We start from the raw sequence: 25,921 nt of genomic DNA, 5'->3' as shown, positions 1-25,921 counted from the left end.
AAAATGTGATTATTTCACTAAATATAGTGAAGGGAATTTGTTGGATTGTTTGGGGTAAAATAAAGTATTTGTAAGCATTGGATGAGTTGAAATTAGAGATTTATCGAGTGGTTTGAATTTAGAAGGAAAAAATGAATAGTCAAGAAAAGGCACTTGCTAGACGGATGTTTAAACTGAAAATACACGAATCTAATGGGCAAGAATTTGAGGATTTGTTTACTAGCATAATGAATTATGCTGAGCAAGGTTTTCAAGCAATTAGACCTTGGGGCAATATTGGAGATAGAAAAAATGATGGTTATATTGAATCGGCAGGTATATTTTTTCAAGTGTATGCACCCGAAGAAATAACAGGATCTTATGTTAAAGTTGTTGACAAAACAAAAAAAGATTTTGAAGGACTTAAAAAGCAATGGGCATCTATTAATGAGTTTTATTTTGTAGTCAATGACAAATATAAAGGCGTTAATGCAGACTGCGAGCAAGCAATACAAGCAATAAAGAGAGAACACGGTTTAAATAATGCTGGCTTTAAAACGGCAAAAGATTTAGAGGATTTATTATTTTCATTAGATGACGATCAAATTTTTTCTGTAATTGGTTTTTTACCTGACCCAGAAAAAATAACATTGGACTTTACTGTTTTAAGCGAAATAATTTCATATCTTATGAAATTACCTTTATCAAAAGAAGAAGACAGTTCGGCTATTTATCCTGATTGGAATGATAAAATTCAATTTAACGACTTAGGAGGGCTTACATCTCAATATTTAAACACAGCCTCTTTTCAGGTTGCTTCACTTGATAGTTATTTAAAAAATGAAAGTAATTTTTTTGCAGAAGAGATTAAAGATAAAATCAGAAATGTTTATAAAAATTTAAAAAATAATTATTCTGGCGATGATTTATTTTTGGAAATTGTTACTGAAATTAGTCCTAAACAGTGCTCCTATGTTCAAGCCTCTGTTATTATATTACTAGCTAAATATTTTGAAACTTGCGATATTTTTAAGGAACCAAAATGATATTACCAACAAAACACATTAATTTCTCTCAATCATTGTTAGGACTAGGTTCTTATGTTTTATCACAACTTCGGTCACCTAAAAATATTGATGAACTTTGGGAGAAATATGAAGCAGATTACGAAAATAACATTTATTTAGCTAAGCATAGTTTTGATAATTTAATTATGACTCTGCTATTTTTATATAGTATTGGCAGTGTATCGGAAAAAGACGGGGTAATAAAAAAATGCGTTTAATTTCACTGAAAGCTAACCAAGAAACATTTAAAGATATAATATTTAATAAAAGCGGCGCTAGCTTTATTGTTGCAAGGCAAAGTAACCCAGAGCAATTTGATAATAATAAAACATATAATGGTGTTGGCAAATCATTATTAGTTGCTTTGATTAATTTTTGTCTTGGCGCTAGTGCAAATAACAAAATTACAAAATCGTTGCAAGAAAAATTACCTAATTGGCAGTTTTTTTTAACTGTTGAAATAAAAGATAAATGTTATAGAATAGAAAGACATGCGGGATCCCCTAGTAAAATTAAGTTAAACAATGAAAGCCTTACTGTATCTGATTTTTGTGAAAAATTACAAAAATTTTGCTTTGATATATCGCCAGACATTCAATATTTAAGTTTTCGCTCTTTGCTTCCATTTTTCATCAGACCTTCAAAAAAATCATATGTTGAATACGATAATCCAGAACAAGTAAATAAGCCCTACCAAAAACAACTTTATAACGCTTTTTTGTTGGATCTTAATATAGATTTATCACAAGCCAAAATGTTACTTAAAAAAAAAATAACAGATACAAATAAACTACATCAAAATATTAAAAAAGATCCGATTTTAAAGCAATTTTTTGAAGGCTACCAAGACTCATCTTTAGAATTAGCAGATTTAGATGAAAAAATTAAAAAACTAGAGAAGGATTTAAAGCAGTTTGAAGTTGCGGATGATTATTATCAAATAAAACAAGAGTCTGACGATATAAAAAGAAAAATAGATGAAACGCAAAATACCATTGAGCTAAAAAAAAATAGCATCAAAAATATTGAACAAAGTTTGAAAATTAGCCCTGATGTAGATAAGAAAGATATAAAAAAAATATTTGACGAATCAAAGCTTGTTTTTCGAGTGAATGTAGAAAAACAATTGTCTGAATTGGAAATTTTTTACAAATCTTTGAAGGTCAATAGAGGCAAAAGGCTAGGAAGGCAAAAACAAATAATTCTCAATGAGGTAGAAAACCTTAAAAAAGATTTTGTTTCACTAAAGCAGAATTTTGATAAAAATATGAAATTTCTTAATGCACACCAAGCCTTAGATATTTTTACTAAAATTAACGCTAGTCTTTCTGAAATGATACAAAGTAAAGAAAAATTACAAAGTTATGAAAAATTGCAACATGACTATGGGCAAAAAAAAATATCTTTAAAAAAGGATATGATTTTACAATCAGAAAAAACAGTTAATTATTTAGATGATGCAAAGGAGGACATTCGTGTAATTATGGAATATTTCAGAGTGTTAGCAAAACTCTTTTATCCCAATTCATTGTCTGGAATTACAGTAAAAAATAATGATGGCTTCAATCAAATTAGATATGATATTGAGGCTAAAATCCAATCTGATTCTTCTGATGGAATCAATAGTGTTAAACTTTTTTGCTACGATATTACCACTCTAATGCAAGGCAATAACCATATTATGAATTTTATCTTTCATGATAGCAGGTTGTTTAGCGATATTGACGAAACGCACTGTAATGAATTATTTAAAATAGTTCAAGATAGGTTTTCGGACAAGCAATATATAGCCAGCATCAATCAAAATCAATTAAATACCTTGTCTGATAGTGTGAAAAAATTTGTTAAAAAAAATACAATTCAAGAACTTACTGACGACTCGGATAACGGTAAGTTACTCGGTATCACTGTTGAGTTAGAATACGATTAATAAAAATAACCAAACCTTAAGGGTAATCGTTTATAACGCCTAAAAATAGATTTTCATACAAACACTTGGCGAGGTTAGCCAGCGAATTTAACATAAGGCTTGTAGGGAACGGTTTGCAACCGTTCCTTTTTTTTGGCAAAACATTTTTGTTTTTAAGTACAAGGTGCAGATGAGAAAGGAACGGTTACAAACCGTTCCCTACGGCGTGAGGTGGTTGGGAATTATTGGGTGGTTTATAAAACTTAAGTGGTAAAAATATTTTTTATAATAGAGTAATTAGCGGTCAAAAAAATGACATAATTGTCAGACTTTATATTGTCAATAATTTTTTAGATAAAAACAATTCAATAAATTAAACATGAAGCCGTAGGGAGCGGTTTGTAACCGTTCCTTTTTTAGATGTAAATAGGTAGGGAATGGTTTGCAACCGTTGCTTTTCAAAGATGAATAGAGATAGACTTGCAGTCCTTTTAACAGCATGAAACAAAGAAAAGCCAATAGACTTAAAAATTACGATTATTCGCAAAATAATTATTATTACATCACCACTTGCACTTACAAAATGCATGAATATTTTGGGCAAGTTTCCAATGAAATAATGACCATTAATAAGGCCGGTGAAATTGTTGAAGAATGCTGGTTAGGTTTGTCAAGTCATTATCAAAATTGTATATTGGATGAGTATGTGGTGATGCCTAATCATTTTCATGGGATTGTGATTATTAATAATGAGCGGGAAGGGGGTGGTTGCAAACCAAGGCATGGGTTGTCGGAGATAATGCGTGGTTTTAAAACTTTTTCGTCTAAGAAAATTAATGAAGAGGATGCGTTGGTGAAATTTAGGTGGCAAAAATCTTTTTATGATAGAGTGATTAGAAGTCAAAAGGAATTAGACAATGCTAGACTCTATATTGCTAATAACCCCTTGAAATGGCATTTAAACAAAAACAATTCAATAAATTAAACATGAAGCCGTAGGGAACGGTTTGTAACCGTTCCTTTTTTGGTAGGAAATCTTTGTTTTTAAGCGGGCTGTGGGCGAGAAATGGGTGGCTATAAACCGTTCCTTATAATGTGGAGTTATTGGATAGATTCATAAAATTTAAGTAGTAAAAATATTTTTGATAATAGAGTAATTAGAGGTCAAAAAAATGACATAATTATCAGACTTTATATTGAGACCTTTGCATAAATATGAATAATCATCAAGAATCTACTTTTCACCCACTTGGTAATTTTATTAAACCCAGCCTTAGCCCTGATAAGACAAGGTTTAAGAAGATTACCAAGTGGGCAAAAATTGAATTTTGCTCATCATCCATATTTATGCAAAGGTCTCATATTATTATTAATTTTTTAGATAAAAACAACTTAATAAATTAAATATAAAGCCGTCGGGAGTGGTTTGTAACTGCTCCTCTTGTTGCCAGAGTTTGTGAATTTATTCTTTTTAAAATATAAAGAGTGGTTTTTTTGTGGATTAATCGTGTTTTAGAAGGGGTTATAAGCCTTTCCCTGATTTTTTATGTGAAGGGGTAAGGTGCTTGTGAGATTTAAAGTTGGAAAAGAAATAAACTTATGCAAACCATAGATATTAAAAATTTAAAAGCTGATGATATTATCCGTAAATGTGTGCATTGTGGATTTTGTTTGGCGACTTGTCCGACTTATCAATTATTGGGGGATGAGTTGGATTCGCCGCGGGGGCGTATTTATTTGATTAAATCGGCTTTGGAAGGGCGTGATTTTTCTCGGCAAAGTATCAAACATTTAGACCGTTGTTTAACTTGTAGGTCGTGTGAAACTACTTGTCCATCGGGGGTGGAGTATGGTCAATTGGTGGATATTGGGCGGGCGTTTGTGGAGCAAAAACGACCGCTTTGGCAGAGGGTGTATCGATATTCTGTGCGTCAATTTTTGACCACGCCGATTTTGTTTAATCCGGTGGGGCGGGTGTTGAGGCATTCTAAGGTGTGTGGGGCGTTGATTAAGCCACTGGTGAAAACGGGTAAGGTTTTGTTATTGGGTGGTTGTGTGCAGGGTGTGCTGGCGCCTAATATCAACCATCGGATTAAAAATATTCTTGCAAAATTGGGTTACGAAACGACAGAAACGCCGCAAAAACAATGCTGTGGGGCGATTGACCAGCATTTGAGTGCCAGTCGTGATGCGTTGATTAAAATCAAGCGTAATATTGATGCTTGGCTTCAAGTTGAGGCGACGGTTATTATTTCCAGTGCCAGTGGTTGTGGGGTGATGGTTAAAGATTATCCAGCGTTATTTGATGAGTCAGACCCGTATTATCAAAAGGCGCAATATATTGCGAACAAAACCAAGGACATTGCTGAATTTTTGGTTTATCAAGATTTGAGTCGGCTTAATGTAAAGCAAGTTAATATCTCTTATCATGAGCCTTGCACCTTGCAACATGGTCAGAAATTAGGTGGCTTGGTTGATTCTATTTTACATTCGCTGGGTTATCAGCAAATGCCTGTTGTTGATTCGCATTTATGCTGTGGTTCTGCGGGCACTTATTCAATTTTTCAGCCAAAACTTTCAAAACAATTGAAAATCAACAAACTGAAAAATCTAACTGCAAGCAATCCAGAGATGATTGTTACTGCAAACATAGGCTGTTTAATGCATTTGCAAAAAGGCACTAAAACACCTGTTAAACATTGGATCGAGCTACTGGAGGCATAAGCATGGGCAAAAGAAGAAAACCAAAACCAAGGATTTACGAATTAGAGATTGAAGCGCTTTCACACGAAGGGCGGGGTATTGCACATTTAGATGAAAAAGTGATTTTTGTTAGTGGTGCGTTGCCAGGGGAAAAAGTGGTGGCTGAGCGTGTTTTTTCTCGGGCTAAATTTGAAGAGGCGGATGTGGTGGAGGTTTTGGTGCCTGCGGATAATCGGATTGTGCCTAAATGTGAGGTGTTTGGTATTTGTGGCGGGTGTTCGTTTCAGCATTTGTCTAGTGAGGATCAGATTGAGGCTAAAGGGGCGTGGTTGAAAGATGCGTTTAAACAGCAGGCTAAGATTGAGCCAAAGAATTGGCTGGAGCCTTTGCAGGCACAGGTGTGGGGTTATCGGCGTAAGGCGCGGTTGGGTGTGCGTTGGGTGGCTAAAAAGGACAAGGTTTTGGTTGGCTTTAGAGAGAAAAAGTCGGGTTGGATTGCTAATATGGATAGGTGTGAGGTGTTGCATGCTGCTATTGGCGAGCATTTGGTGGATTTGGGTGAGTGTATTGAGCGGCTTTCTATTAAATCGCAGGTGCCGCAAATTGAGGTGGCAATTGCTGAGAATAATACGGTGTTAATTTTGCGACATCTTGAGCCATTTAGTGCGGAGGATGAGCAGATATTGTTAGATTGTGCGGATAAATTGGGGGTTTCGTTTTATACGCAGAGTGGGGGTGAGGAGACGGTTAAAGCGTTGGGGGAGTCGGTTACTTTAACTTATTCTCATCCTCAGCATGATATTGAAATGGCGTTTTTGCCAACTGATTTTACGCAGGTGAATTTTAAATTAAATCAAAAAATGGTGTCATTGGCGCTTGATTTGCTGGCGCTTGATAAGGATGATAAGGTGATTGATTTGTTTTGCGGTTTGGGGAATTTTACGCTGCCGATTGCGAGATATGCGCAGTATGTGGTTGGTGTTGAGGGGGATTCGGGGTTGATTGAGCGTGCTAAGGCAAATGCGCAGAAAAATGGCATTCAGAATGCAGATTTTTATAAGGCGGATTTGTTTAAAGAAGTGGTAGGTTTTGAGTGGTTCCGAGGTAAAACTTATAACAAGGCATTGATTGATCCAGCCCGTTCAGGTGCTATTGAAATTATTGAATTGTTGCCAAAATTAGGCGTTGAGCGCTTGGTTTATGTGTCGTGTAATCCTGCTACATTGGCGAGAGACACTGAGAAATTGATTGAAATTGGGTATGAACTAGAAACTGCAGGGGTGATGGATATGTTTCCACAGACAGCGCATGTTGAATCTATTGCGTTGTTTGTTAGATGTTAAATTTAGAGCAAATTAAACAAGCGATTGGCAATAACGGTGCTTTTGACAGGGGATTTCAATATTATCGCCATAGTGCGCTTGAGAGTTTGAAGGTTGAGCGCAAAGATTCTGGCTCTGTTGTATTAAATTCTCAAGTGTATGGTAATAGTTTATACACGCAAACTATTGCTATTCGTCACAGTCAATATGCCATTATTGCTGGAAAGTGTGATTGTCCTGTTGGTTACAATTGCAAGCATGTTGTGGCAGCGGTCATTGCTTTTAGCGACATGAAGACACAAAATTTTGTTTCACAAGATGAAAATTTACCGTCAAAATTTGAAGTGTGGGCGGATGATTTTCAAAAACTAAGTGAAAAAGGCAATCAACTTCAAACAAATAGCGACTATATGATTTATCGTTTGTTTATTGGCGATGACTCCAATCGAGATGTTGAGTTCACTAAGGTCAAGCAACTTAAAAAGAACAAGGTTCGCTTTTACAAAATTGACACAGATAAACTTTTATATGGGGGTGCTCATCAACACATAATTACCAAAGAAGATCAAGACATTATTACCATGTGTCGGGGTATTTTTCCGCAATATTCTTATTTTAAAAAAACGCTTTCTGGCAAATTGGGCTATCGTGTTTTGCTGGAAATGATAAAAACCAATCGTTGTTTTTATCAAGACAATGAACAGCCGCTACAATTAGAAAAAACTCAAACCGTTTTGGCATTAAGTTGGAAAAAGGTAAAAAATTCTTATCAAATAACCACCAATTTAGCGGCAGATGCCCGCATTATTGCCTCCGACCCTGTGGTGGCTATTGACAATAATCAAGCCACTGTTGTGCAAGGTGTTAACTACGATACTTTGAGAAAAATACTAAATGCACCTACGGTTTCTAAGTCGCAAATTATCCCAATGTATCAATTGTTTAGGCAGAATTTTATTGATATTAATATTGTTATTCCAGAGGATTTTGAGTGCAAAGAAATCAATGTTATTGCTCTGCCAAAAATCAAGTTAACAAATCGAAGGCGAGCCGTTGTAACTCTGGATTTTATCTACGATGAGACGGTGTTAAATTATTATCCACAAGAGCAAACAAGTGTTGTTTTAGAGGCAGACATACAGTATCAAATTAAGCGTGATTTGGCTTTTGAAAATCAGATTAAGCAACAGTTTGAGGCATTGGGATTTGCGAGTGATTTTTTTAAGAAACAGTTGTATTTTTATTATGAAAATGAAGACAAGCAACAATATTTAGATTTTTGGTATCGGTTTAAACAAAGTTTAGATTCATTGGAACAACAAGGTTTTGTGATTGAAATAGACCCAAATTGGACACTAAATTTTGCTAATAACGCTCAAGTTTCGATAGACAGTGATGTGAAAAATGACTGGTTTTCTTTGTTATTTAATATAGAATTTGATGGGATAAAGTTGCCGTTAGCGCCTTTGATTAGTTCGTTTGTAACAAAATTTGATCAGCATGAATCAAGAGAATATGTTAATTTGGAAGTGCGTCCTGATTATTTTGTGCGCATTAAAACAGAGCAAATTAAACCAATTTTGAATGTGATATTGCAACTTTATGACGGACAATCTCAAAGTGTCAGAGTGGGGGCGAATGAGGTGCATACATTGGAAAATATGGGTGAAGATATTCTTTGGCGTGGTTCAAAAGAGGTTTTAAAACTTGCAGAAAAATTACGCAATTTTGACAAAATTACACCTGTAGAAACGCCTAAAAATTTACAAACCACACTCAGGGATTATCAAAAAACAGGGCTTAGTTGGCTGAACTTTTTATTTGAGTTTAAATTTTCTGGTATTTTGGCAGACGATATGGGGCTGGGCAAAACTTTGCAAACATTGACCCATTTATCTTGCTTAAAAGCGCAGAAAAAAATAAAAAAACCGGTGTTAATTGTGGTGCCAACTTCATTGATTGCCAATTGGAAAAACGAGGTAAAAAGATTTACGCCAGATTTAAAAATACTCTCATTATATGGGGGGTCAGAACGCTTTGAAATGTTTAAACAGATAGAGGAGGCTGATATTTTGCTTACTTCTTATGCGCTCATTTATCGTGATATTGATAAATTTATTGAATATCATTTTAGTTACATTATTTTGGATGAGGCGCAAAAAATTAAAAACCCAAAAACCAAAATGTGTGTTGCCATCAAATCCCTTAAAAGCGATTACCGCTTGGCATTGAGCGGTACGCCGATTGAAAATCATTTGGGTGAATTGTGGTCGATTTTTTCCTTTTTAATGCCTGGATTTTTACACAATCAAATTACTTTTAAAAGAAAATACCAAACGCCAATCGAAAAACACTTGGATCAAGATAAGCAAAAGATGCTCAATCAGCGTGTGCGCCCATTTATGCTAAGACGCACTAAAGCTGAAGTTTTGCCTGAATTGCCAGAAAAATCTGAAATTATTAAATACACTCAATTTGATGAAAAACAAGCTGCTCTATACGAAAGCATTCGCCTTACTATGGAGAAAAAAGTGCGAGAAGCAATCACCCAAAAAGGCTTGGCAAAATCACACATTATGCTACTTGACGCTTTGTTAAAACTTAGGCAGGTTTGTTGTGATCCGCAATTGGTTAAAATAGAGATGGCAAAAAAAGTAGAAGAATCCGCCAAATTACAATTGTTTTTAGATTTGTTAGAAGAGTTACTGTCTGAAAATAGAAAAATATTGGTTTTTTCCCAGTTTACTTCTATGTTGAATATTTTGCAGAATGAATTGGAGAAGAAAAATATCAGTTATACCAAGCTAACAGGTGCCACTAAAAAACGCGAGGAAGTGATAGAAAAATTTACCTCTGGCCAAGCAGATGTATTCTTGATTAGCCTGAAAGCGGGCGGTGTTGGGCTTAATTTAACAGAAGCAGATACGGTTATTCATTATGACCCTTGGTGGAATCCAGCCGTTGAAAATCAGGCGACAGATAGGGCGCATCGTATTGGGCAAACTAAGGCAGTATTTGTTTATAAACTCATTATTGAAAATAGCATTGAAGAAAAGATTTTAGAATTACAAAAGAAGAAACTGCAATTGCAGCAAGGTGTTTATAAAGGTGGAAAAACTGAAAAAATTTCGGGCGAAGAGTTGCTGAAATTATTAAAATGAGACCTTTGCATAGATATGGACAATCATCAACCATTCACTTTTTCCTGCTTAGTGATTTGAGACCCCTGAATTAGAGTTGAATGCTGGATAAAGGGTAAATTTTATTCAGTTGTAATTTTTTATAAAGTCTATCTTAGTAGAGCTAAGATGGGATTTATAAAATTTTATAACTGAGTGAAAGTTGGCTTTTGGTTAAGATTTATGTTTAATGCAGGTCTCAATCTTATGCTTTATGCTCTATAAGGTAAGAAAACGATATTTTCTGGTTACTTTGAATGCCAACTCTTTAAAGTCAATCCCTGCCAAGTTTTACCTTTTTTTGGCTAAAAGGGTCAAGCAGATAATAATTCAAAGCAACAATAGAGAGCAATTACTACATCACCCCCAAATCTTGATCTATCCATAATTCTGCAGTGGAATCGTTAGCATTGCTATAAATATGATAAGTAATGCCATTCTCTGTTTCTAATGCAGAATCTCGAACAAAGGCATTGTCATTAAGTTCTATATCAACCTTATCGCCTGAATCACCCATAACTTTAAGAACATTGGTTTCGCTGGAGATATCCAGTAAGTCATTAAGATTAAGTTTCAAAGTATTGTTACCTGAACCTGTTAAATCAATGATTTCAATATCTTGAATACGGCTATTGTCTATGTTAGTAAGGTCTAAGCTAAGGTTGCCACCCTCTAATTTTAGAGTATCGGTATTGCTACCACCATCAACACGCGCGAGTAAATTGCCACTAAGTGGGTTACTGGAAAGTTTGGCAAGATTGTCGTCATTTATGACAATGGTATCATCACCTGCGCCTGCATTAAAGACATCCGTACCACCATTGCCTATTAAGGTATCATCGCCTAAGCCAGCAACAAACAACTCATTGGCAAGAGAACCGATTAGTGTGTTGTCGTTGTCGTCGCCATTTAGCACTGGCGTTGTGTTGGTGTGATGATTAAAGGGGGATAAGCCCGTATCTATTACTGACACATGAACAACTTTTTCTGCCTCATTGCCTGCAATATCAATGGCAATAATAGTAACTTGGTGCTCGCCTTTTTGGGTTTGTTTGTGTACATATCTCAATATGCCGCTGTCACTGCCAATCGTAAATTTTTTCCCTTGATTTTCGTCTTTCAAGAAGTACGAAGTTAGATCGTCGTTGGTTTTTGCTGTATATATTGTGTCTGAAATAGCCGTATTTATTTCAACATTAATAGCAGCTGCACTGGTAAATAAAGGGGCTGTGGTATCCATAATAAGAAGTGAAGTGTTTGTGGCTATGTTTGATGATGTATTGCCAGTTGTATCGACTTGCCTAACTTGAATGTCGTTAATCTCATAAGTGCCTTCATTCAGCATAAAACTATTGTTTTCGCCGCTAACAAAGTTAGTGCCAGCATTGGTAGAATACTGCCAAGTTGATCCTGATTCTAAATTGCCAATAGTAATTGTGCCATTATTAGTAATCCTATCGCTATTTGACGAACCCGTATCTGTAAAGCTAAAGGTAGGCGCCCAAACATCGGTATCTAAGGTAAATTTTATGATTGCATTGCTTGTATTGCCAACAGCATCTTTAACGGCAATCTCCACTGAATAATCACCATCCCTATTCCTTCCAGTAATGTAAGCCGTATATTCTTCCTTTGTCATGGCAGCAAGTGGCACTCCATTGTTCTTGGTAACAATGAAGGTTGCCTCTGTTGATACATTAGAAACTAATAATCGACCATTATTAGTAATGTTATCGCCCATCAGTCCACTGTCTTCTTGCAAAATAACTATCGGCGAATTTGGGGGGGTTGTGTCTAATGTGAAAGCAAGTGTATTGTTATTAATACTGGCATTACCTGCATTATCAGTATCAATAATAGTAAGCAGGTAAGTGGTCTCATCTGCATTCGCCATATAGGCGGTATAAGTTGTCTCATCGGTAACGCTAGCAACTTTGGAATTTCCTTTCTTTAAATGATAAGCACGAGTGCCATTCGGTTCAAGATCTGAGACAATAATTGCACCGTCTTTAGTAACATCTCCACCATTCGTTAAAGTAACAGTAGGTTGGGTTGGGGCAATTGTGTCAATTGTTGTTGTTAAGGTGCCTGAGCCTTCAATTGTTCTATTGCCAGAAAGGTTAACGACAATGGTGTAATCGCCGTTAATCAGTTTTGAGGTCCAAGTGCTGCCATGAGTTAAAGTCCAAGTGTTGTTGTTATCGACATTGGGGAGGTTGGTGTTGATTCCATAAACGGTATTGCCATTTTTTTTGAAGATAATGCTGGTAATGCTGATTGAGTCAACTGCGCCAGTAACAAAAACTGTGCCACTTAAAGTAGCTGTTGTTAGGTCGTTAGTGCCGATAATGTTGTCATTATTGCTAATATTGCCCCACACAACGGAAGTAGTCAAGCCAATATCTTGTACTGAGACAGTTATAAGTTGTTCTGTGGTATTGCCTGCGTTATCGGTGGCAATAATGGTAGCTGTGTCGTTGTTATGTGCTGATGTTTGTAGGGTTTTGTAGGTTACTTTTCCAGTGTCGGCGTTGATCTTAAATTTACTGCTTGCTGCCTCTTTTAGGCTATAAATAATGCCATTACCACCCTCTAGATTGGTTGCTTGGGCGTTGTAAACAGAGGTTGTAATGGGGGTGTTGGTGGCGATATTGATTGTGGTGGGGAGTGATAGGTCAAATGTGGGGGCTATAGTGTCTATTGTGATGACTCTGGTGTCTGATATGGTTACTTTTTTGTTAGCGTCAGTTGCTGTTGCGATAATACTGATGGTTTCGCCCTCTATGGCAGCAATGTCGGCATTTGTTAGGGTGTAACGCCAAGTTGTGTCTGAGACACTTGCATTTTTGTCTCTGCCGTTAATAGACAGTACGACAGTGCTGCCAGCTTTTACTGTGCCAGTGATGCTGGTGTTGTCTTTTTCAGAAAAGTTAATGATATTATCTGTAGTCACTAACTTAATCATAATCTTTGTTGCTTGTATGTTATTAAAGTGATCGTTAGATGTTATTTTATACTTTATATCAGTTGCAACTTCTGCCACTCTAAGCTTTACCCTTATGCCATTGTTAGTGATGATTCCATAGTTAATGCTAATGCTATCAGCAATTTTTTTATTAGTATCGCTTGTTTTGATAGTGGCATCACTTGCTTGAGCGTCCTTTTCAAATTGAGAAATAACAGCCAGTGCCTGACCATAAGCGTTACTTGTGGTAATGACACCTTCTTTGTTTAGAACAGTTTTAACTTCTTTTGTGGTTACATTACCTGATATGCCAAAGATTTTACCTACTTGTATATTGGCATTAATAACAAGTTCCTTGGTAATGTTTGTTTCTTTAATTATGATTCTGGCAGCTATATCAGTTAATGGCGTAATGTTGACTTTTGTACCACTTGATTGAATAATAACAATTGCCTGCAAATCACTGTTCAAGTCTTTGGCAACACCTGAAGCTTCATCTATATAGTCCGCAGTATCTGTGGTATCTGTTAATTTAAGGGTAACAATGGCATTTTGATTATATGATTTGTTTAGGGTGATGGTAAATTTACCACTGGCGTCAACGATAAATTTATCAGAAATGGCAGTCCCATTAACAAAGGCTTGCACCTTTAAACTGCGACCAGTTACTGTTCCCAAATTAACATCACCTGTAATGAGCGTTCTATCGCCGTCACTAGCATCATCACCATCGTCACTATCATCATTGCCACCAGTGGCAGAAACAGCAATGGTTATAAGCGCAATTGCAGACGCAATTTCCATAGTATCATAAAAGCCTTTGTTATTACTCATTCTTATTGCACTAGACTCAGTAGAAATAATAGATTGCTCACCATAAAAATACACAACTTGGGTGCCATCTTCTAAAGTAAAGAAAGCATCAGCAACAACATGATAAAGTCCACCGTCTTCGGTGGGGAGGGAAACTAAGCAAGATACATCAGTCGAACAAACTTCAAAATAATCATCAAATATAATAACGCCTTCTTCTAGTGCTACCTCTAAATCATCGCCGATTTTTTTAGCAATTAAACCTAACTTTTTAGCGTCAAAATCTTTAGTATTCAATTGATAAACTACACCTACTTGCGTTTGGATATGTTGAATACCTTTGGCGATAGTAATAACTTCTTTATTGAGATTGTCAGCGACTTTTTGCACTTTATTTTGCAGTGTTGTTATTTGTTTTTGCGCGGTTACTTTTGTTTGTATATTTTTCATGATGCTTGTTTTTTCTTATATGAGACCTGTGCATAAATATGGATGATTGGCAAAATTCAATTTTTGCCCACTTGATGATTTTCTTAAACCTTGTCCTAGCAGGGCTAAGGCTGGGTTTAAAAAATTACCCAGTGGGTGAAACGAGGAGTCTTGATGATTATTCATATTTATACAGAGGTCTCATATATATTTTGTTTTTGAAAATGGCACAAAGTCACCTTTTTGAATTTAGAGGAGGCATTATAATACATTCTAACTTTAGATTGATACACCTTTTACCTGCTATTTTTTAAGTAAAAAATAGTTTTTAAATGACATTTTCAAAAAAAGACCTTAAACGGTTGTTTTTTTACTTATTAAGGGCTAGTTAAGAAAAGCGCTACGACAAGATATATTCACTAAGATTGTTATCAATAAATGCTGCAACAATTGAACTTTGATTGGTAGCATCTACAGTGAAATTAATCAGCATATCTGCATTAGAAGCACTTACAGTACCAGTGCTAATGCCATCACTCTTAATATAGAGCTTAATGTTAGTGCTATTGTCGGCGTCGGCTTCAGCGTGAATATATTTGGCCAAACTGGCGGCATCTGTAATGCTTCCGTTGGTGTCAGTTGTTATTATATCTTTAAGATTTAATCTATCTGCCGCACCCAAAAAGTCAAAATTAATAATGGTATCAGCGTTATCTTGAGTGCTGTCTGCAACGGCACTATAGTTAAAGATGTCTGCACCTGCACCACCTGTTATAGTATCTGCATCTGCACCACCTGTTATAGTATCGGCACCTGTACCACCTGTTATAGTATCTGCACCTGCGCCACCTATTATAGTATCTGCACCTGCACCACCTGTTATAGTATCTGCACCCACACCACCTGTTATAGTATCTGCGCCTGTGCCACCTATGAAGTTACTTATCTTTGCATCATCTTGATATTTTGGTAAGCCATAGTCAATATTATCCATGTCGTGTGACAAGGTATTGCCACTAATGATTATAAAGAGATTAGTAGTCTCACTACCTACGAAATTACCTGCCTCATCAAGGAAAAGCAGTTTATAGCGCTCATCTGCTTTCAATTGGCTAATTGATAAATCTGCAAAGGTATCGGCTAAAACATCTATCTTAACGCCATAAGGAATACCATTAGGGTCAACAAGGGTAGACGCATAATCAAGTTTTTGTTTGTAGGTTAAAATAAAGCCAGGACTAACAAAAGTAGATACTTGGTGTTGAATTAAATAAGCCGTTCCATTCTCACTGCTTTTCACTTTAATACTGCCAGCCGAATCTAAAATTTTTGTTGCTTCTGCATTTATTACTGAGGGTGTGTTGTCTATGGTGATATCCGTAACAGTAATATTAGGTGCTGATATGGTTAGGTTGGCATTATTGCTAGCAGTATCTGTAAGTGTATCAGTACCTAGTGATAGTGCATTGACGGGTGATGTGATATTTGTCGTGTTAATATTATCTTCAACTTCATAACTAAAGGTCAAAGTGTTGGAACCAGAGCCACCTACATAAGTAGCAACTTTATCCACGCCATCAACTTTAATGGTGTAAGTTGCTGGGTTTGAAGCATCTGTTGTTGTCAAGTGAACCACTTCACTCATCGTTACTTTGACAATAACTTCATCTCTGACTCTTAAGATACTTTCGGTTTCATTGGCAACGAAGCTTGGATCGTCATTGGTACCGCTACCAGTAAAGAGTTTTCCATCATTGCGTTTTTTGCCGTTAATAATAACACTGGTTATAGTTGCTTGCGTCGTGTCCAAGGTGTAGCTATTATCACTTAAGGGGAGAATAGTAACATTGCCTGCTGTGTCAATTATCCGAGCAGTAATAAGCGTGCTACCTGTTCCTGTTACTAAGGTAACAGCATTGTCTGTGGTAAACCATATCTTGTTACTGCCTGTGGTATTTACCCAAGTTACACCTCCATCGGCACTGACTTGTAGTGTTTTATCACTTGTTAAAATGAGATCATTGGCTAAGGTTAAACTAATTTTGACATTGGCATTATTGGTAATGCGACTATTGACCGATGTATCCTTGTTGTCGCCGATGAACATAGTGTATACATCACCTGTAGGGTTGTCATCATCTGTAGGGTCGTCACCACTGCCAATAGCCGTAACGGCTATAATCGCAACTGTAACTGCGGCTATGATTTCTATATTTGAAGCGATGATATCTTCAAAACTTTGATTGTCATCTGTGTTTACTGCGCTAGATTCTGTAGAAATAATAGATTGCTCACCATAAAAATACACAATTTGTGTGCCATCTTCTAAAGTGAAAAATGCATTGGCAACAATATGATAAAGCCCGCCGTCTTTGGTGGGTAGGGAAACCAAGCAAGGTAAATTAGCAGAACAAACATTAAAATAGTTGTCAAAGACGATAACACCTTCTTCTAGTGTTACTTCTAAATCGTCGCCGACTTTTTTAGCAATTAAGTTTAACTTTTTAGTGTTTAACTGATAAACTATGCCCGATTGAACTTGGATGTGTTGAACGCCTTTGGCGATAGCAACCACTTCTTTGTTAAGTTTATCGGCAACTTTTTGTGCTTCATTTTGTAAAGCCATAATTTGCTTGTATGTTTTTACTTGCATACTCGATTCTCCTGATTTTCTATTTTATTGTTTTTTTTACTTAACTATGCAAAAAAAAGTTCCTTTCATGGTTTAATTCAGATTAAATTTTTCTTTTTAAAGGCTAGAAAAAATCATGCTTATAAGTAAGTATTCCGTTAATTATACAATAATATCTTTATAACGCCTACAAAAAATATCACCACCCTTGCTCCCAAGCCTTATTTAATATACTAGAACGAGACCTTTGCATAAATATAAATAATCATTAAAAATCCACTTTTCACCCACTTGGTAATTTTTTAAACCCAGCCTTAGCTCTGCTAGGACAAGGTTTAAGAAAATTACCAAGTGGGTGAAAATTGAATTTTGCTAATCATCCATATTTATGCAAAGGTCTCTAATTGTGTTAAAGTTGATAAATACAGATATTCGCTTTTATCCATAAGAATTTTGGTGTATATATTTTAAGCGAAACTACTCTCAGGCTTGGGGCTGTATAGACATAAATATTAATCAAAGCTAACTTTTACTTATTTGTAATTTACCCTTTATCTGGCATCCATGTTTAATACAGGGGGTATTTTGAATGCCAACTCTTTAAAGTTAATCCCTGTCAAGTTTTACCTTTTTTGGCTAAAAGGGTCAAGCAGATAATAATTCAAAGCAACAATAGAGAGCAATTACTACATCACCCCCAAATCTTGATCTATCCATAATTCTGCAGTGGAATCGTTAGCATTGCTATAAATATGATAAGTAATACCATTCTCTGTTTCTGATGCAGAATCTCGAACAAAGGCATTGTCATTAAGTTCTATATCAACCTTATCGCCTGAATCACCCATAACTTTAAGAACATTGGTTTCGCTGGAGATATCCAGTAAGTCATTAAGATTAAGTTTCAAAGTATTGTTACCTGAACCTGTTAAATCAATGATTTCAATATCTTGAATACGGCTATTGTCTATGTTAGTAAGGTCTAAGTTAAGGTTGCTACCCTCTAATTTTAGAGTATCGGTATTGCTACCACCATCAACACACGCGAGTAAATTACCGCTAAGTGGGTTACTGGAAAGTTTGGCGAGATTGTCGTCATTTATGACAATGGTATCATCACCTGCGCCTGCATTAAAGACATCCGTACCACCATTGCCTATTAAGGTATCGTCGCCTAAGCCAGCAACAAATAACTCATTGGCAAGAGAACCGATTAGTGTGTTGTCGTTGTCGTCGCCTTGAAGATTAATTGCATGAGTAGTAATAACACCCTTGTCTTCACTGATGTCTGTTACATTGACGGCTTTTGTATTGGTTTTGCTAGATGCTACATAAGATTTATCTGTTTGTGCTTTACCATCTAGGTCATCGTCATTGCTTGCTGAGGAGGATGAGACGCCACTAAGATCCCTACTCCTCTTGCTATTCATAATGAAGCCTTGTGCTGTGGGGAGGATTACTGATGAAGAAACGGTATATTCTTCTGTATTACCCGCCAAATCAGTAGCAATAATGGTAATTGCATTGCTACTTGCTGATGTTTGCCTTTCTTTGTAGGTTAGTATTCCAGAGTCAGGAGTAATCTTAAATTTACTACCTTCCTCCTTTATGCTATAAGTTATATCTTTATCTGGATTTTCATCTGGATTTTCCTTAGAATTGTTGCGTGCTTGGGCATCAAAGATAGGGGCTGTAAAAGGGCCATTGACAAAGATATTTTTTGCTCCGATTAGTTTCCCAGTGACTGGATCTATCTGGTCAAATACTGGAACTTTGGTATCTATGACCAAAGTGTGCTCTTGATTTTTTACGGCTGAGACATTGCCAGCTACATCAGTGTGCTTAATTCTAATAGACCCAATCTCGTAAGTGCCGTCAGCCAGCGTAAAACTATTACCGATACCATCAATGAAGGCAGAGCCATTAGTAGAATACTGCCAAGTTGCCTTTAACTCTAAATTGTCAATAGTAACCGTATTATTATTGGTAAAAAGTTTGTTGCCAGATAAATTTTTTCCTGTTCCCATGTCAGTTGTTAATGTTTGAGAAACAGTGTCTAGTTCAAAAGCAAGTGTGTTGCTACTAGTGGTATTGCCTATAGCGTCGATATCAGTAACGGTAAGTTTGTAGGTGGCATCCTTTGCATCCTCTATATAAGCAGTATAATTTGCTTTACTGGTAACATTAATAATTTTATTATCGTCTTTCTCCAAACTATAAACACGAGTATTATCAACCCCAAGATCTGAGATGGATACCGTCATGTCGTTAGTTATGTAATCAGAACCATCGCTACCTGTGTCATTTGTTAAGGTAATTGTGGGTTGAGTTGGAGCGATTGTGTCAACCGTTACTGTTGCTGTTGTTATTCCTCGACCTGTAATACTGCCATTATTGCCAGAAAGGTGAACGATAACAGTATAACTACCATTGCTAAGTTGTGCAGTCCAAGAGTTGTTATTGGCCAAAGTCCAAATGCCATTAACAATTTCAGGAAGATCGGCGTCAATTGTATAGACAACAGCATTTTCTTGCTTGAAGATAATGCTCTTAATACTTAAGTCAGTAACTGTACCAATGATAGCAACTGTGCCACTTAAAGTGGCTGTTGCTAATTTATCAATATTGATATTACTGTTACCAATATGATTCCAAACAACTGAGGTAGATAAATCAATATCTTTCACCGACACAGTAACGCTTTGTTCTTTTGTATTGCCTGCAGCGTCAGTAGCAATAATGGTAATCGTATCATCATGTACGGATGTTTGTATTGTTCGATAGGTTATTATTCCAGTATTAGCATTGATCAAAAATTTACTGTCCTCTGCATTTTTTATACTGTAGGTAACACCTTCATCTGCGTTGCCGCCCTCAAAATTGCTTGCTTGAACATCGTAAATAATGGTTGTAGTTAAGGTGTTAACAGCGATATTGATTGCAATAGGTTGTTGATCAAATATTGGCGCTACGGTATCAATCATAATGCCTCTGGCATGTGATGTGGTGTGGTTACCTGCAACATCAGTTGTAGTTGCAGTGATATTTTCTCGACCTTGGCCCATGGCCTTGATATCTGCATCTGTTAAGGTGTAATGCCAAGTTATGCCTGAAATTTCTGTTTTTCTGTTATTGCCAGCAATGGACAACACAACAGAACTGCCAAATTCCGTTATACCAGCAATGGTTGCGTTTTTCTTAAAGAAATTAATCGTATTATTTTCAGCTATCATATTGATTACCGGTGCATTTGGTGCTGTAGTATCAAGTATAAAGCTGTTAGTGCTAGTGGAGTTCGTTATACCATCTTTAATTAAGGTGGCTAAAATGCTGATTAAGCCATCACCTAATGTACTGAGTTCGCTGTCTATTAAAGCAGGAACTTTGTTAGCAGTGTTACCTGAGGTAGAATCGATTGTTCTTGTGACAGTTTTGCCGTTTGCAGAAAAGACAATAATTACCTTGCTACCTGATTCTGCCACTATTGTAATTTGATTCTCATTTAGCGCTTCATTTTTTGTTGCGTTTTCCTCTGCTATTTGAATGGTTAGTGAGGTGAAATTTTCGTTCAAAAGTATACTAGGATAAGTATCTTTAATTGTTTTTTGCGCTTCGTTAAGTTTTTTCTTTACATTTATATTGGCAATATTTCCATCTTTAAGGGCATTGGCAATTGTCGTGGTAACAGTGCTTGTGCTGATGGAATAGCTTGAGTCTGCTCTGGTGTCATTCTCAAACTGAGAAACAACAGCTAGTGCTTGACCATAGGCGTTACTTGTCGTGGTAAAGCCTTTTTTATCTATAACAGCTCTAACTTCTTCCGTGGTCACATCACCTGATATACCAAAGACTGTAGCCACTTGTGTATTGGTATTAGTAACAAGTTCCTGGGTAATGTTGGCTTCTTTAGTTATGATTTTGGTGGCAACATCAGTTAATAGCGTAATGTTGACTTTTGTATCACCTGATTGAATAACAATGGTTGCCCGCAACTCACTGTCCAAGTCTTTATTAGTACCTAAAGCTTCGTCCATATAGTCCGCAGTAGCTGTGGTATCTGTTAATTTAAGGGTAACAATTGTACCTTGATTGTATGATTCGCTTAGGGTAATAGTAAATTTACCACTGGTGTCAACGATAAATTTATCAGAAATGGCAACCCCATTAATAAAAGCTTGCACCCTTAAGCTGCTATTAATTATTAGCCCTAAACCGACATTACCTGTGATGACTGCTTCATTGTCGCCATCATCATCATTGTCACTGCCAGTAGCAGTAATAGCAATGATCATAATCGCAATTGCAGACACGATCTCTGTCACATTATAAAAACTTTTGTTGTTACCTGCTCTTACTGCACTAGATTCTGTAGAAACAATAGATTGCTCGCCATAAAAATACACAATTTGTGTGCCATCTTCTAAGGTGAAGAATGTATCAGCAACAACATGGTAAAGTCCACCATCTTCGGTGGGCAAGGAAACTAAGCAAGATAAATCAGGAGAACAAGCATCAAAATAGTTGTCAAAGATAACAACACCTTCTTCCAGTGTTACCTCTAAATCATTGTCGATTTTTTTAGCAATTAAGTGTAACTTCTTAGTGTCAAAATCTTTAGCGTTTAATTGGTAAACTACGCCTGTTTGAACTTGAATGTGTTGAACGCTTTCGGTAACAGTAACAACTTCTTCATTAAATTTGTCAGCGATTTTTTGCACTTTATTTTGCAATACCATAATTTGCTTTGGTGTTTTTACTTGCATGCTTACTGCTCCTAATTCATACTATTTACTATTCTGAGGTCTTTACATAAATATGAATAATCGTCAAGAATCCACCTTTCACTCACTTGAGATCCTTGCATTAGACATACATATTAATCAAAGGCCAGTTTTACCCATTTGTAATTTTTTACAAAGCCCATCTTGGTTCCACTAAGATAAATTTGATAAAAATTTACAACTGAATAAAATTCGCCCTTTATTTAGCATTCATGTCTAATGCAGGGTCTTATTGGAAATTTTTAAATCCAGCCTTAGTCTTGCTAGGATGGGGTTTAAAGAAATCGCTAACTTAGAATAAAAAAGACTATGTTAAAGAATTTTTCAATGTATTATTATACTTAAAAAAGTAGTATTAAATGAATTTTAAGGTGGCGTTTAACTCTAATTAGTCAACGCTTAGACACCTAAAGAAAGCATCTAAATTTTATTGCGTTCAACTAAAATATTTTTCTAGGCGATAGCATATAAAATTTTTGCCTTTTCACAAAAAATAAGTTATACCATTTCCAAAAAAATGGTATTAATTTAATAATACAGAGCCACTTTACTTCCAAGTTCACAGGTGTTACATCTATCTAAGAAGGGCTTAGAAATAAGGTAAAAATCATATTTTTTTAATCATTTTTAGCGCTAAATTTTCAAAGCCAATCTACCTTGGTTAAAAAAAAGGGAGGCAAAGCCAAGGTAATAATAGAATAATTACTAAATTACTTCCCCTGAATTCTCCACGACTATATTTTGGCCTACCCATAATCTTCCAAAGTCATTGCTTGGGCTGCTATAAACATAATACTTCACACCATCTTCTAGTATAGGGGACTCAGCAAAAAAACCATCATCGGAAAGTTCTATCTTAACTTTGTCGTTTGAATCGCCAATAACTCTAAGAATATTGCTTTCGTTGGAAATGTGCAATAAGTCATTAACATTAAGTTTTAAGGTATTGCTACCTGAGCCTGTCAAGTCAATGATTTCAATGCCTTGAATGCGATTATTATCTATGTTGGCAAGGTCTAGAATAAGGTTTTCACCTGCCAACTTCAAAGTATCAAGACCATAACCGCCATCAACACGAGCAAGTAAATGACTGTCAAACATATTGCTGGAGAGTGTGGCAATATTACTGTCATTAATAATAATGGTATCATTGCCTGCACCTGCGTTAAAGACATCAAAGCCACCATTACCCGTTAAAATATCGTCGCCCAAACCAGCGACAAATAATTCATTTGTAGAGGTGCCTGTTAGTATGTTGGCATTGGCATCGCCTTGAAAATCAATTGCATGAGCGGCAACACCTCCACCTTTGCTGATATTTGCTAAATCGACGGTTTCCGTATTGGTTTTGCCAAACACCACATAAGCTTTACCTGCATTATTGTTATCATTGGGATCTGCTTGAGGTGAGCCAACAATTAAATCATCCAAGCCATCGCCATTGACATCGCCCGCTGAGGAGACGGATACACCACTCCAATCTTTATCTTTTTCGCCACGGATAATAAAGCCACCACTGCCTGATGCTATGTCTGATAGTTCAATGGCAGTTCCGTCAGCCTTGCCAAACACTACATAGGTTTCGCCTGGGTAATTTTCTTTATCAACACCATTTATCTGATTAGTACCAATGGCCAAATCATCCAAGCCATCGCCATTGAAATCACCTATTGAAGTCACTGAGTGGCCACTTTTATCTCCATCCTTCTCGCCACGGATAACAAAGCCACCTGTGCCAGATGCTATGTCTCCTAAATTAACGGCAGACCCTTCCTTTTTGCCAAACACCACATAAGCTTTACCTCTGTTATTTTCCGCAATAATAGAGCCAACAATTAAGTCGTCCAAGCCATCGCCATTAACATCGCCTGCCGAGGAAACTGAGGAACCACTCACATTATGAACATCGTCACCATTGATAGCAAAGCCACCTATGCCAGATGCTATGTTTGACAAATCAACAATAGTGCCGTCAGTTTTGCCAAATACTACATAGGATCTACCTTTTGCCGAATCTATCCCCCAAGCACCAATAATCAAATCATCAAAGCCATCGCCATCAACATCGCCCGCTGAAGAAACTGAATAGCCACTAAAGCCTCCAGCATTTTCGCCATTGATAGCAAAGCCACCCGTGCCAGATACTATGTTTGATAAATCAATAGTAGGATTGCCTGCCACACCAAACAGCACATAAGATCTGCCTGCATTATTATTCATACCCCAAGCACCAATAATTAGATCATCCAAGCCATCGCCATTGACATCGCCTGCTGAGGAGACTGAGTAGCCATTATGATCATTGGGTTGCTCGCCATTAATAACGAGGCCACCCGTACCCAAGTTTGATAAGTTAACAACAGTTCCGTCAGTTTTGCCAAACACCACATGAGACTTACCTATCACACTGTTGCCATCGGACTCTCTTTTTCTTGAACCAATGATCAAATCATCCAAGCCATCGCCATTGAAATCGCCTATTGAGGAGACTGAGTAGCCATTATAATCATTGGCTTGTGCGCCATTAATAACAAAGCCCCCTGTACCAGAGGCTATGTTTGATAAATCAATAACAGTTGCATTAGTTTTACCAAATACCACATAAGACCGACCTACATTATCGTTATCACTGAAAGCTGTTTCAGGTGAACCAAGAATCAAATCATCCAAGCCATCGCCATTGACATCCCCTGCTGAGGAAACTGACCAGCCGCTCTTATCTCCAGCATTTTCACCATTGATAACAAAGCCTTCTGTTACTGGGGGTACTGGAGGTTCTGGAGGTACTGAGGGTGGGTTTTTCACTGACACAGTAATAAGTTGTTCAACCTCATTTCCAGCCGTATCAGTGGCAATAATGGAAACTTTGTGCGTCTCTGCTTGAGTTTGTTTTTGTTTGTATTTTAATTCACCGGCAATGTTAATCGTAAATTTGTCTTTTTGGTTACCCTCTTTTAAAGAGTAAGTAAGTGGATAATCGTCTGTTGCTGCTGCTGTATATATTGTTTCTGTTACATCGGTGTTTATTTCAACATTAACAATAGTTGCACTGGTAAATGAAGCGCCTGTGGTATCTACAATAATAGGTAAGGCATTCTTAAAGATGTTTGAAGTATTGCCAGCTACATCGGTTTGCTTAATCTGGATGGCATTAGCATCATAAGTACCTTCGTTTAGTACAAAATTATTGCCTATGCCATTAGTGAAGAAGTTAGCACCACCATCGGTAGAGTACTGCCAAGTTGCACCTGGCTCTAAACCACTAATAGTAATTGTGCCATTATTAGTAATACCATCGACACTTGATGAACCTGTATCTACAAAGGTAAATTTCGGCGCTGGAGGAGGTGTTAGATCATCGTCATCGTCATCACCATTACCATTACCATCATCATTACCATCATCATCACCATCATTACCACCACTATTATTAGTGGCAATTGCAGCGGCTACAACTACAACTGCAACTGCGGCTACAATTCCTATATTTGACTTGATAACCTCCAAGAAACTTTGATCATCATCTGCACTTACTGCGCTAGATTCTGTAGAAACAATAGATTGTTCACCATAAAAATACACAACTTGTGTGCCATCTTCTAAAGTGAAAAAGGTGTCAGCAACAATATGATAAAGCCCACCGTCTTTGGTAGGCAAAGAAACTAAGCAAGACAAATCAGTTGAACAAATATTAAAGTAGTTATCAAAGACAACAACATCTTCTGCTAATGCTATTTCTAAATCATCACCGATTTTTTTGGCAATTAAGCTTAACTTTTTAGTGTTAAAATCTTTAGAGTTTATTTGATATGCTATACCTGCTTGAGTTTGGATGTGTTGAATGCCTTTGGCAATGGTAATAACTTCTTCGTTGAGTTTATCGGCAATTTTTTTTGCTTTATTTTGTAACGACATAATTTGTTTCTGTGTTTCTGCTTGCATGCTTTACTTCTCCTGATTTTTTTTGTATTTCACCATATAATTTTGATTTGCTTTTTTTTAACTGATGGCAACCTATAGCAAAATTATCGTACAATAAAGAAGTTTTCTAACCCTTTAATTCGCGTAACCTTTTAATTTAAGATAGAAAATTAAAAAACTAATGGAGATATAATTATACTTGAAAAGTAGCATTGGGTGAA

The 25,921-nt window shown here is 36.5% G+C and carries 13 protein-coding genes; 8 read left to right on the top strand and 5 right to left on the bottom strand.

Going from position 1 to position 25,921, the window contains the following annotated elements; all coding sequences use genetic code 11:
• The first annotated feature begins 131 nt into the window (after nt 1-131).
• From MS2017_RS08125 to MS2017_RS08095, 8 genes are all read left to right on the top strand, one after another.
• On the top strand, nt 132-1,025 hold the full coding sequence (locus MS2017_RS08125) for an ABC-three component system protein (RefSeq protein WP_122951876.1): 894 nt from the start codon (nt 132-134) through the stop codon (nt 1,023-1,025).
• Nucleotides 1,022-1,264, top strand: coding sequence for an ABC-three component system middle component 6 (locus MS2017_RS08120; RefSeq protein ID WP_122951875.1), 243 nt, complete (start codon nt 1,022-1,024; stop codon nt 1,262-1,264). Before MS2017_RS08125 ends, MS2017_RS08120 begins: the two co-directional genes overlap by 4 nt.
• Complete coding sequence (locus MS2017_RS08115; RefSeq protein ID WP_122951874.1) at nt 1,255-2,976, top strand: DUF2326 domain-containing protein; 1,722 nt, start codon at nt 1,255-1,257, stop codon at nt 2,974-2,976. The genes MS2017_RS08120 and MS2017_RS08115 overlap by 10 nt, the downstream gene beginning before the upstream one ends.
• 478 nt (nt 2,977-3,454) lie before the next feature.
• On the top strand, nt 3,455-3,940 hold the full coding sequence (locus MS2017_RS08110; protein ID WP_122951873.1) for a transposase: 486 nt from the start codon (nt 3,455-3,457) through the stop codon (nt 3,938-3,940).
• A gap of 230 nt (nt 3,941-4,170) precedes the next feature.
• The gene (locus tag MS2017_RS11455; protein ID WP_164707669.1) at nt 4,171-4,359 is read left to right on the top strand and encodes a hypothetical protein; all 189 of its coding nucleotides are present in this window, start codon (nt 4,171-4,173) and stop codon (nt 4,357-4,359) included.
• A gap of 195 nt (nt 4,360-4,554) precedes the next feature.
• A complete protein-coding gene (glcF, locus tag MS2017_RS08105) occupies nt 4,555-5,679 on the top strand; it encodes a glycolate oxidase subunit GlcF (RefSeq protein ID WP_122951872.1) in 1,125 nt (374 codons plus the stop codon).
• Nucleotides 5,680-5,681: 2 nt separating this feature from the next.
• On the top strand, nt 5,682-7,001 hold the full coding sequence (rlmD, locus tag MS2017_RS08100; RefSeq protein ID WP_122951871.1) for a 23S rRNA (uracil(1939)-C(5))-methyltransferase RlmD: 1,320 nt from the start codon (nt 5,682-5,684) through the stop codon (nt 6,999-7,001).
• Entirely contained in the window at nt 6,995-10,141 is a 3,147-nt protein-coding gene (locus tag MS2017_RS08095; protein WP_122951870.1) for a DEAD/DEAH box helicase, read from the top strand. Before rlmD ends, MS2017_RS08095 begins: the two co-directional genes overlap by 7 nt.
• Before the next feature lie 373 nt (nt 10,142-10,514).
• On the opposite strand, the gene MS2017_RS08090 is transcribed toward MS2017_RS08095, so the two are convergent.
• From MS2017_RS08090 to MS2017_RS08070, 5 genes are all read right to left on the bottom strand, one after another.
• Nucleotides 10,515-14,387 carry a beta strand repeat-containing protein gene (locus MS2017_RS08090; RefSeq protein WP_122951869.1) on the bottom strand — a complete coding sequence of 1,291 codons (3,873 nt, stop codon included), beginning with the start codon at nt 14,385-14,387 and terminating at the stop codon, nt 10,515-10,517.
• Between the two features lie 15 nt (nt 14,388-14,402).
• The gene (locus tag MS2017_RS11450) at nt 14,403-14,552 is read right to left on the bottom strand and encodes a hypothetical protein (RefSeq protein WP_164707668.1); all 150 of its coding nucleotides are present in this window, start codon (nt 14,550-14,552) and stop codon (nt 14,403-14,405) included.
• A gap of 214 nt (nt 14,553-14,766) precedes the next feature.
• Entirely contained in the window at nt 14,767-17,019 is a 2,253-nt protein-coding gene (locus MS2017_RS08080) for a calcium-binding protein (protein WP_122951867.1), read from the bottom strand.
• A gap of 665 nt (nt 17,020-17,684) precedes the next feature.
• Nucleotides 17,685-21,761, bottom strand: coding sequence for an Ig-like domain-containing protein (locus MS2017_RS08075; RefSeq protein WP_122951866.1), 4,077 nt, complete (start codon nt 21,759-21,761; stop codon nt 17,685-17,687).
• Nucleotides 21,762-22,484: 723 nt separating this feature from the next.
• Nucleotides 22,485-25,721 (bottom strand): FG-GAP-like repeat-containing protein, encoded by a 3,237-nt coding sequence (locus tag MS2017_RS08070; protein WP_122951865.1) that lies wholly within the window; start codon nt 25,719-25,721, stop codon nt 22,485-22,487.
• Between the last annotated feature and the right edge of the window lie 200 nt (nt 25,722-25,921).

The sequence above is a fragment of the Bathymodiolus thermophilus thioautotrophic gill symbiont genome (assembly GCF_003711265.1).
GTDB lineage: Bacteria > Pseudomonadota > Gammaproteobacteria > PS1 > Pseudothioglobaceae > Thiodubiliella.
This window is presented reverse-complemented; position numbering and strand designations above follow the sequence as displayed.

What these genes read in the sequence shown, in the direction of transcription:
- MS2017_RS08125 (WP_122951876.1), top strand. Translation starts at nt 132, where the DNA reads ATGAATAGTCAAGAAAAGGCACTTGCTAGACGGATGTTTAAACTGAAA.
- MS2017_RS08120 (WP_122951875.1), top strand. Translation starts at nt 1,022, where the DNA reads ATGATATTACCAACAAAACACATTAATTTCTCTCAATCATTGTTAGGA.
- MS2017_RS08115 (WP_122951874.1), top strand. Translation starts at nt 1,255, where the DNA reads ATGCGTTTAATTTCACTGAAAGCTAACCAAGAAACATTTAAAGATATA.
- MS2017_RS08110 (WP_122951873.1), top strand. Translation starts at nt 3,455, where the DNA reads ATGAAACAAAGAAAAGCCAATAGACTTAAAAATTACGATTATTCGCAA.
- MS2017_RS11455 (WP_164707669.1), top strand. Translation starts at nt 4,171, where the DNA reads ATGAATAATCATCAAGAATCTACTTTTCACCCACTTGGTAATTTTATT.
- glcF (WP_122951872.1), top strand. Translation starts at nt 4,555, where the DNA reads ATGCAAACCATAGATATTAAAAATTTAAAAGCTGATGATATTATCCGT.
- rlmD (WP_122951871.1), top strand. Translation starts at nt 5,682, where the DNA reads ATGGGCAAAAGAAGAAAACCAAAACCAAGGATTTACGAATTAGAGATT.
- MS2017_RS08095 (WP_122951870.1), top strand. Translation starts at nt 6,995, where the DNA reads ATGTTAAATTTAGAGCAAATTAAACAAGCGATTGGCAATAACGGTGCT.
- MS2017_RS08090 (WP_122951869.1), bottom strand. Translation starts at nt 14,387, where the DNA reads ATGAAAAATATACAAACAAAAGTAACCGCGCAAAAACAAATAACAACA.
- MS2017_RS11450 (WP_164707668.1), bottom strand. Translation starts at nt 14,552, where the DNA reads ATGAATAATCATCAAGACTCCTCGTTTCACCCACTGGGTAATTTTTTA.
- MS2017_RS08080 (WP_122951867.1), bottom strand. Translation starts at nt 17,019, where the DNA reads ATGCAAGTAAAAACATACAAGCAAATTATGGCTTTACAAAATGAAGCA.
- MS2017_RS08075 (WP_122951866.1), bottom strand. Translation starts at nt 21,761, where the DNA reads ATGCAAGTAAAAACACCAAAGCAAATTATGGTATTGCAAAATAAAGTG.
- MS2017_RS08070 (WP_122951865.1), bottom strand. Translation starts at nt 25,721, where the DNA reads ATGCAAGCAGAAACACAGAAACAAATTATGTCGTTACAAAATAAAGCA.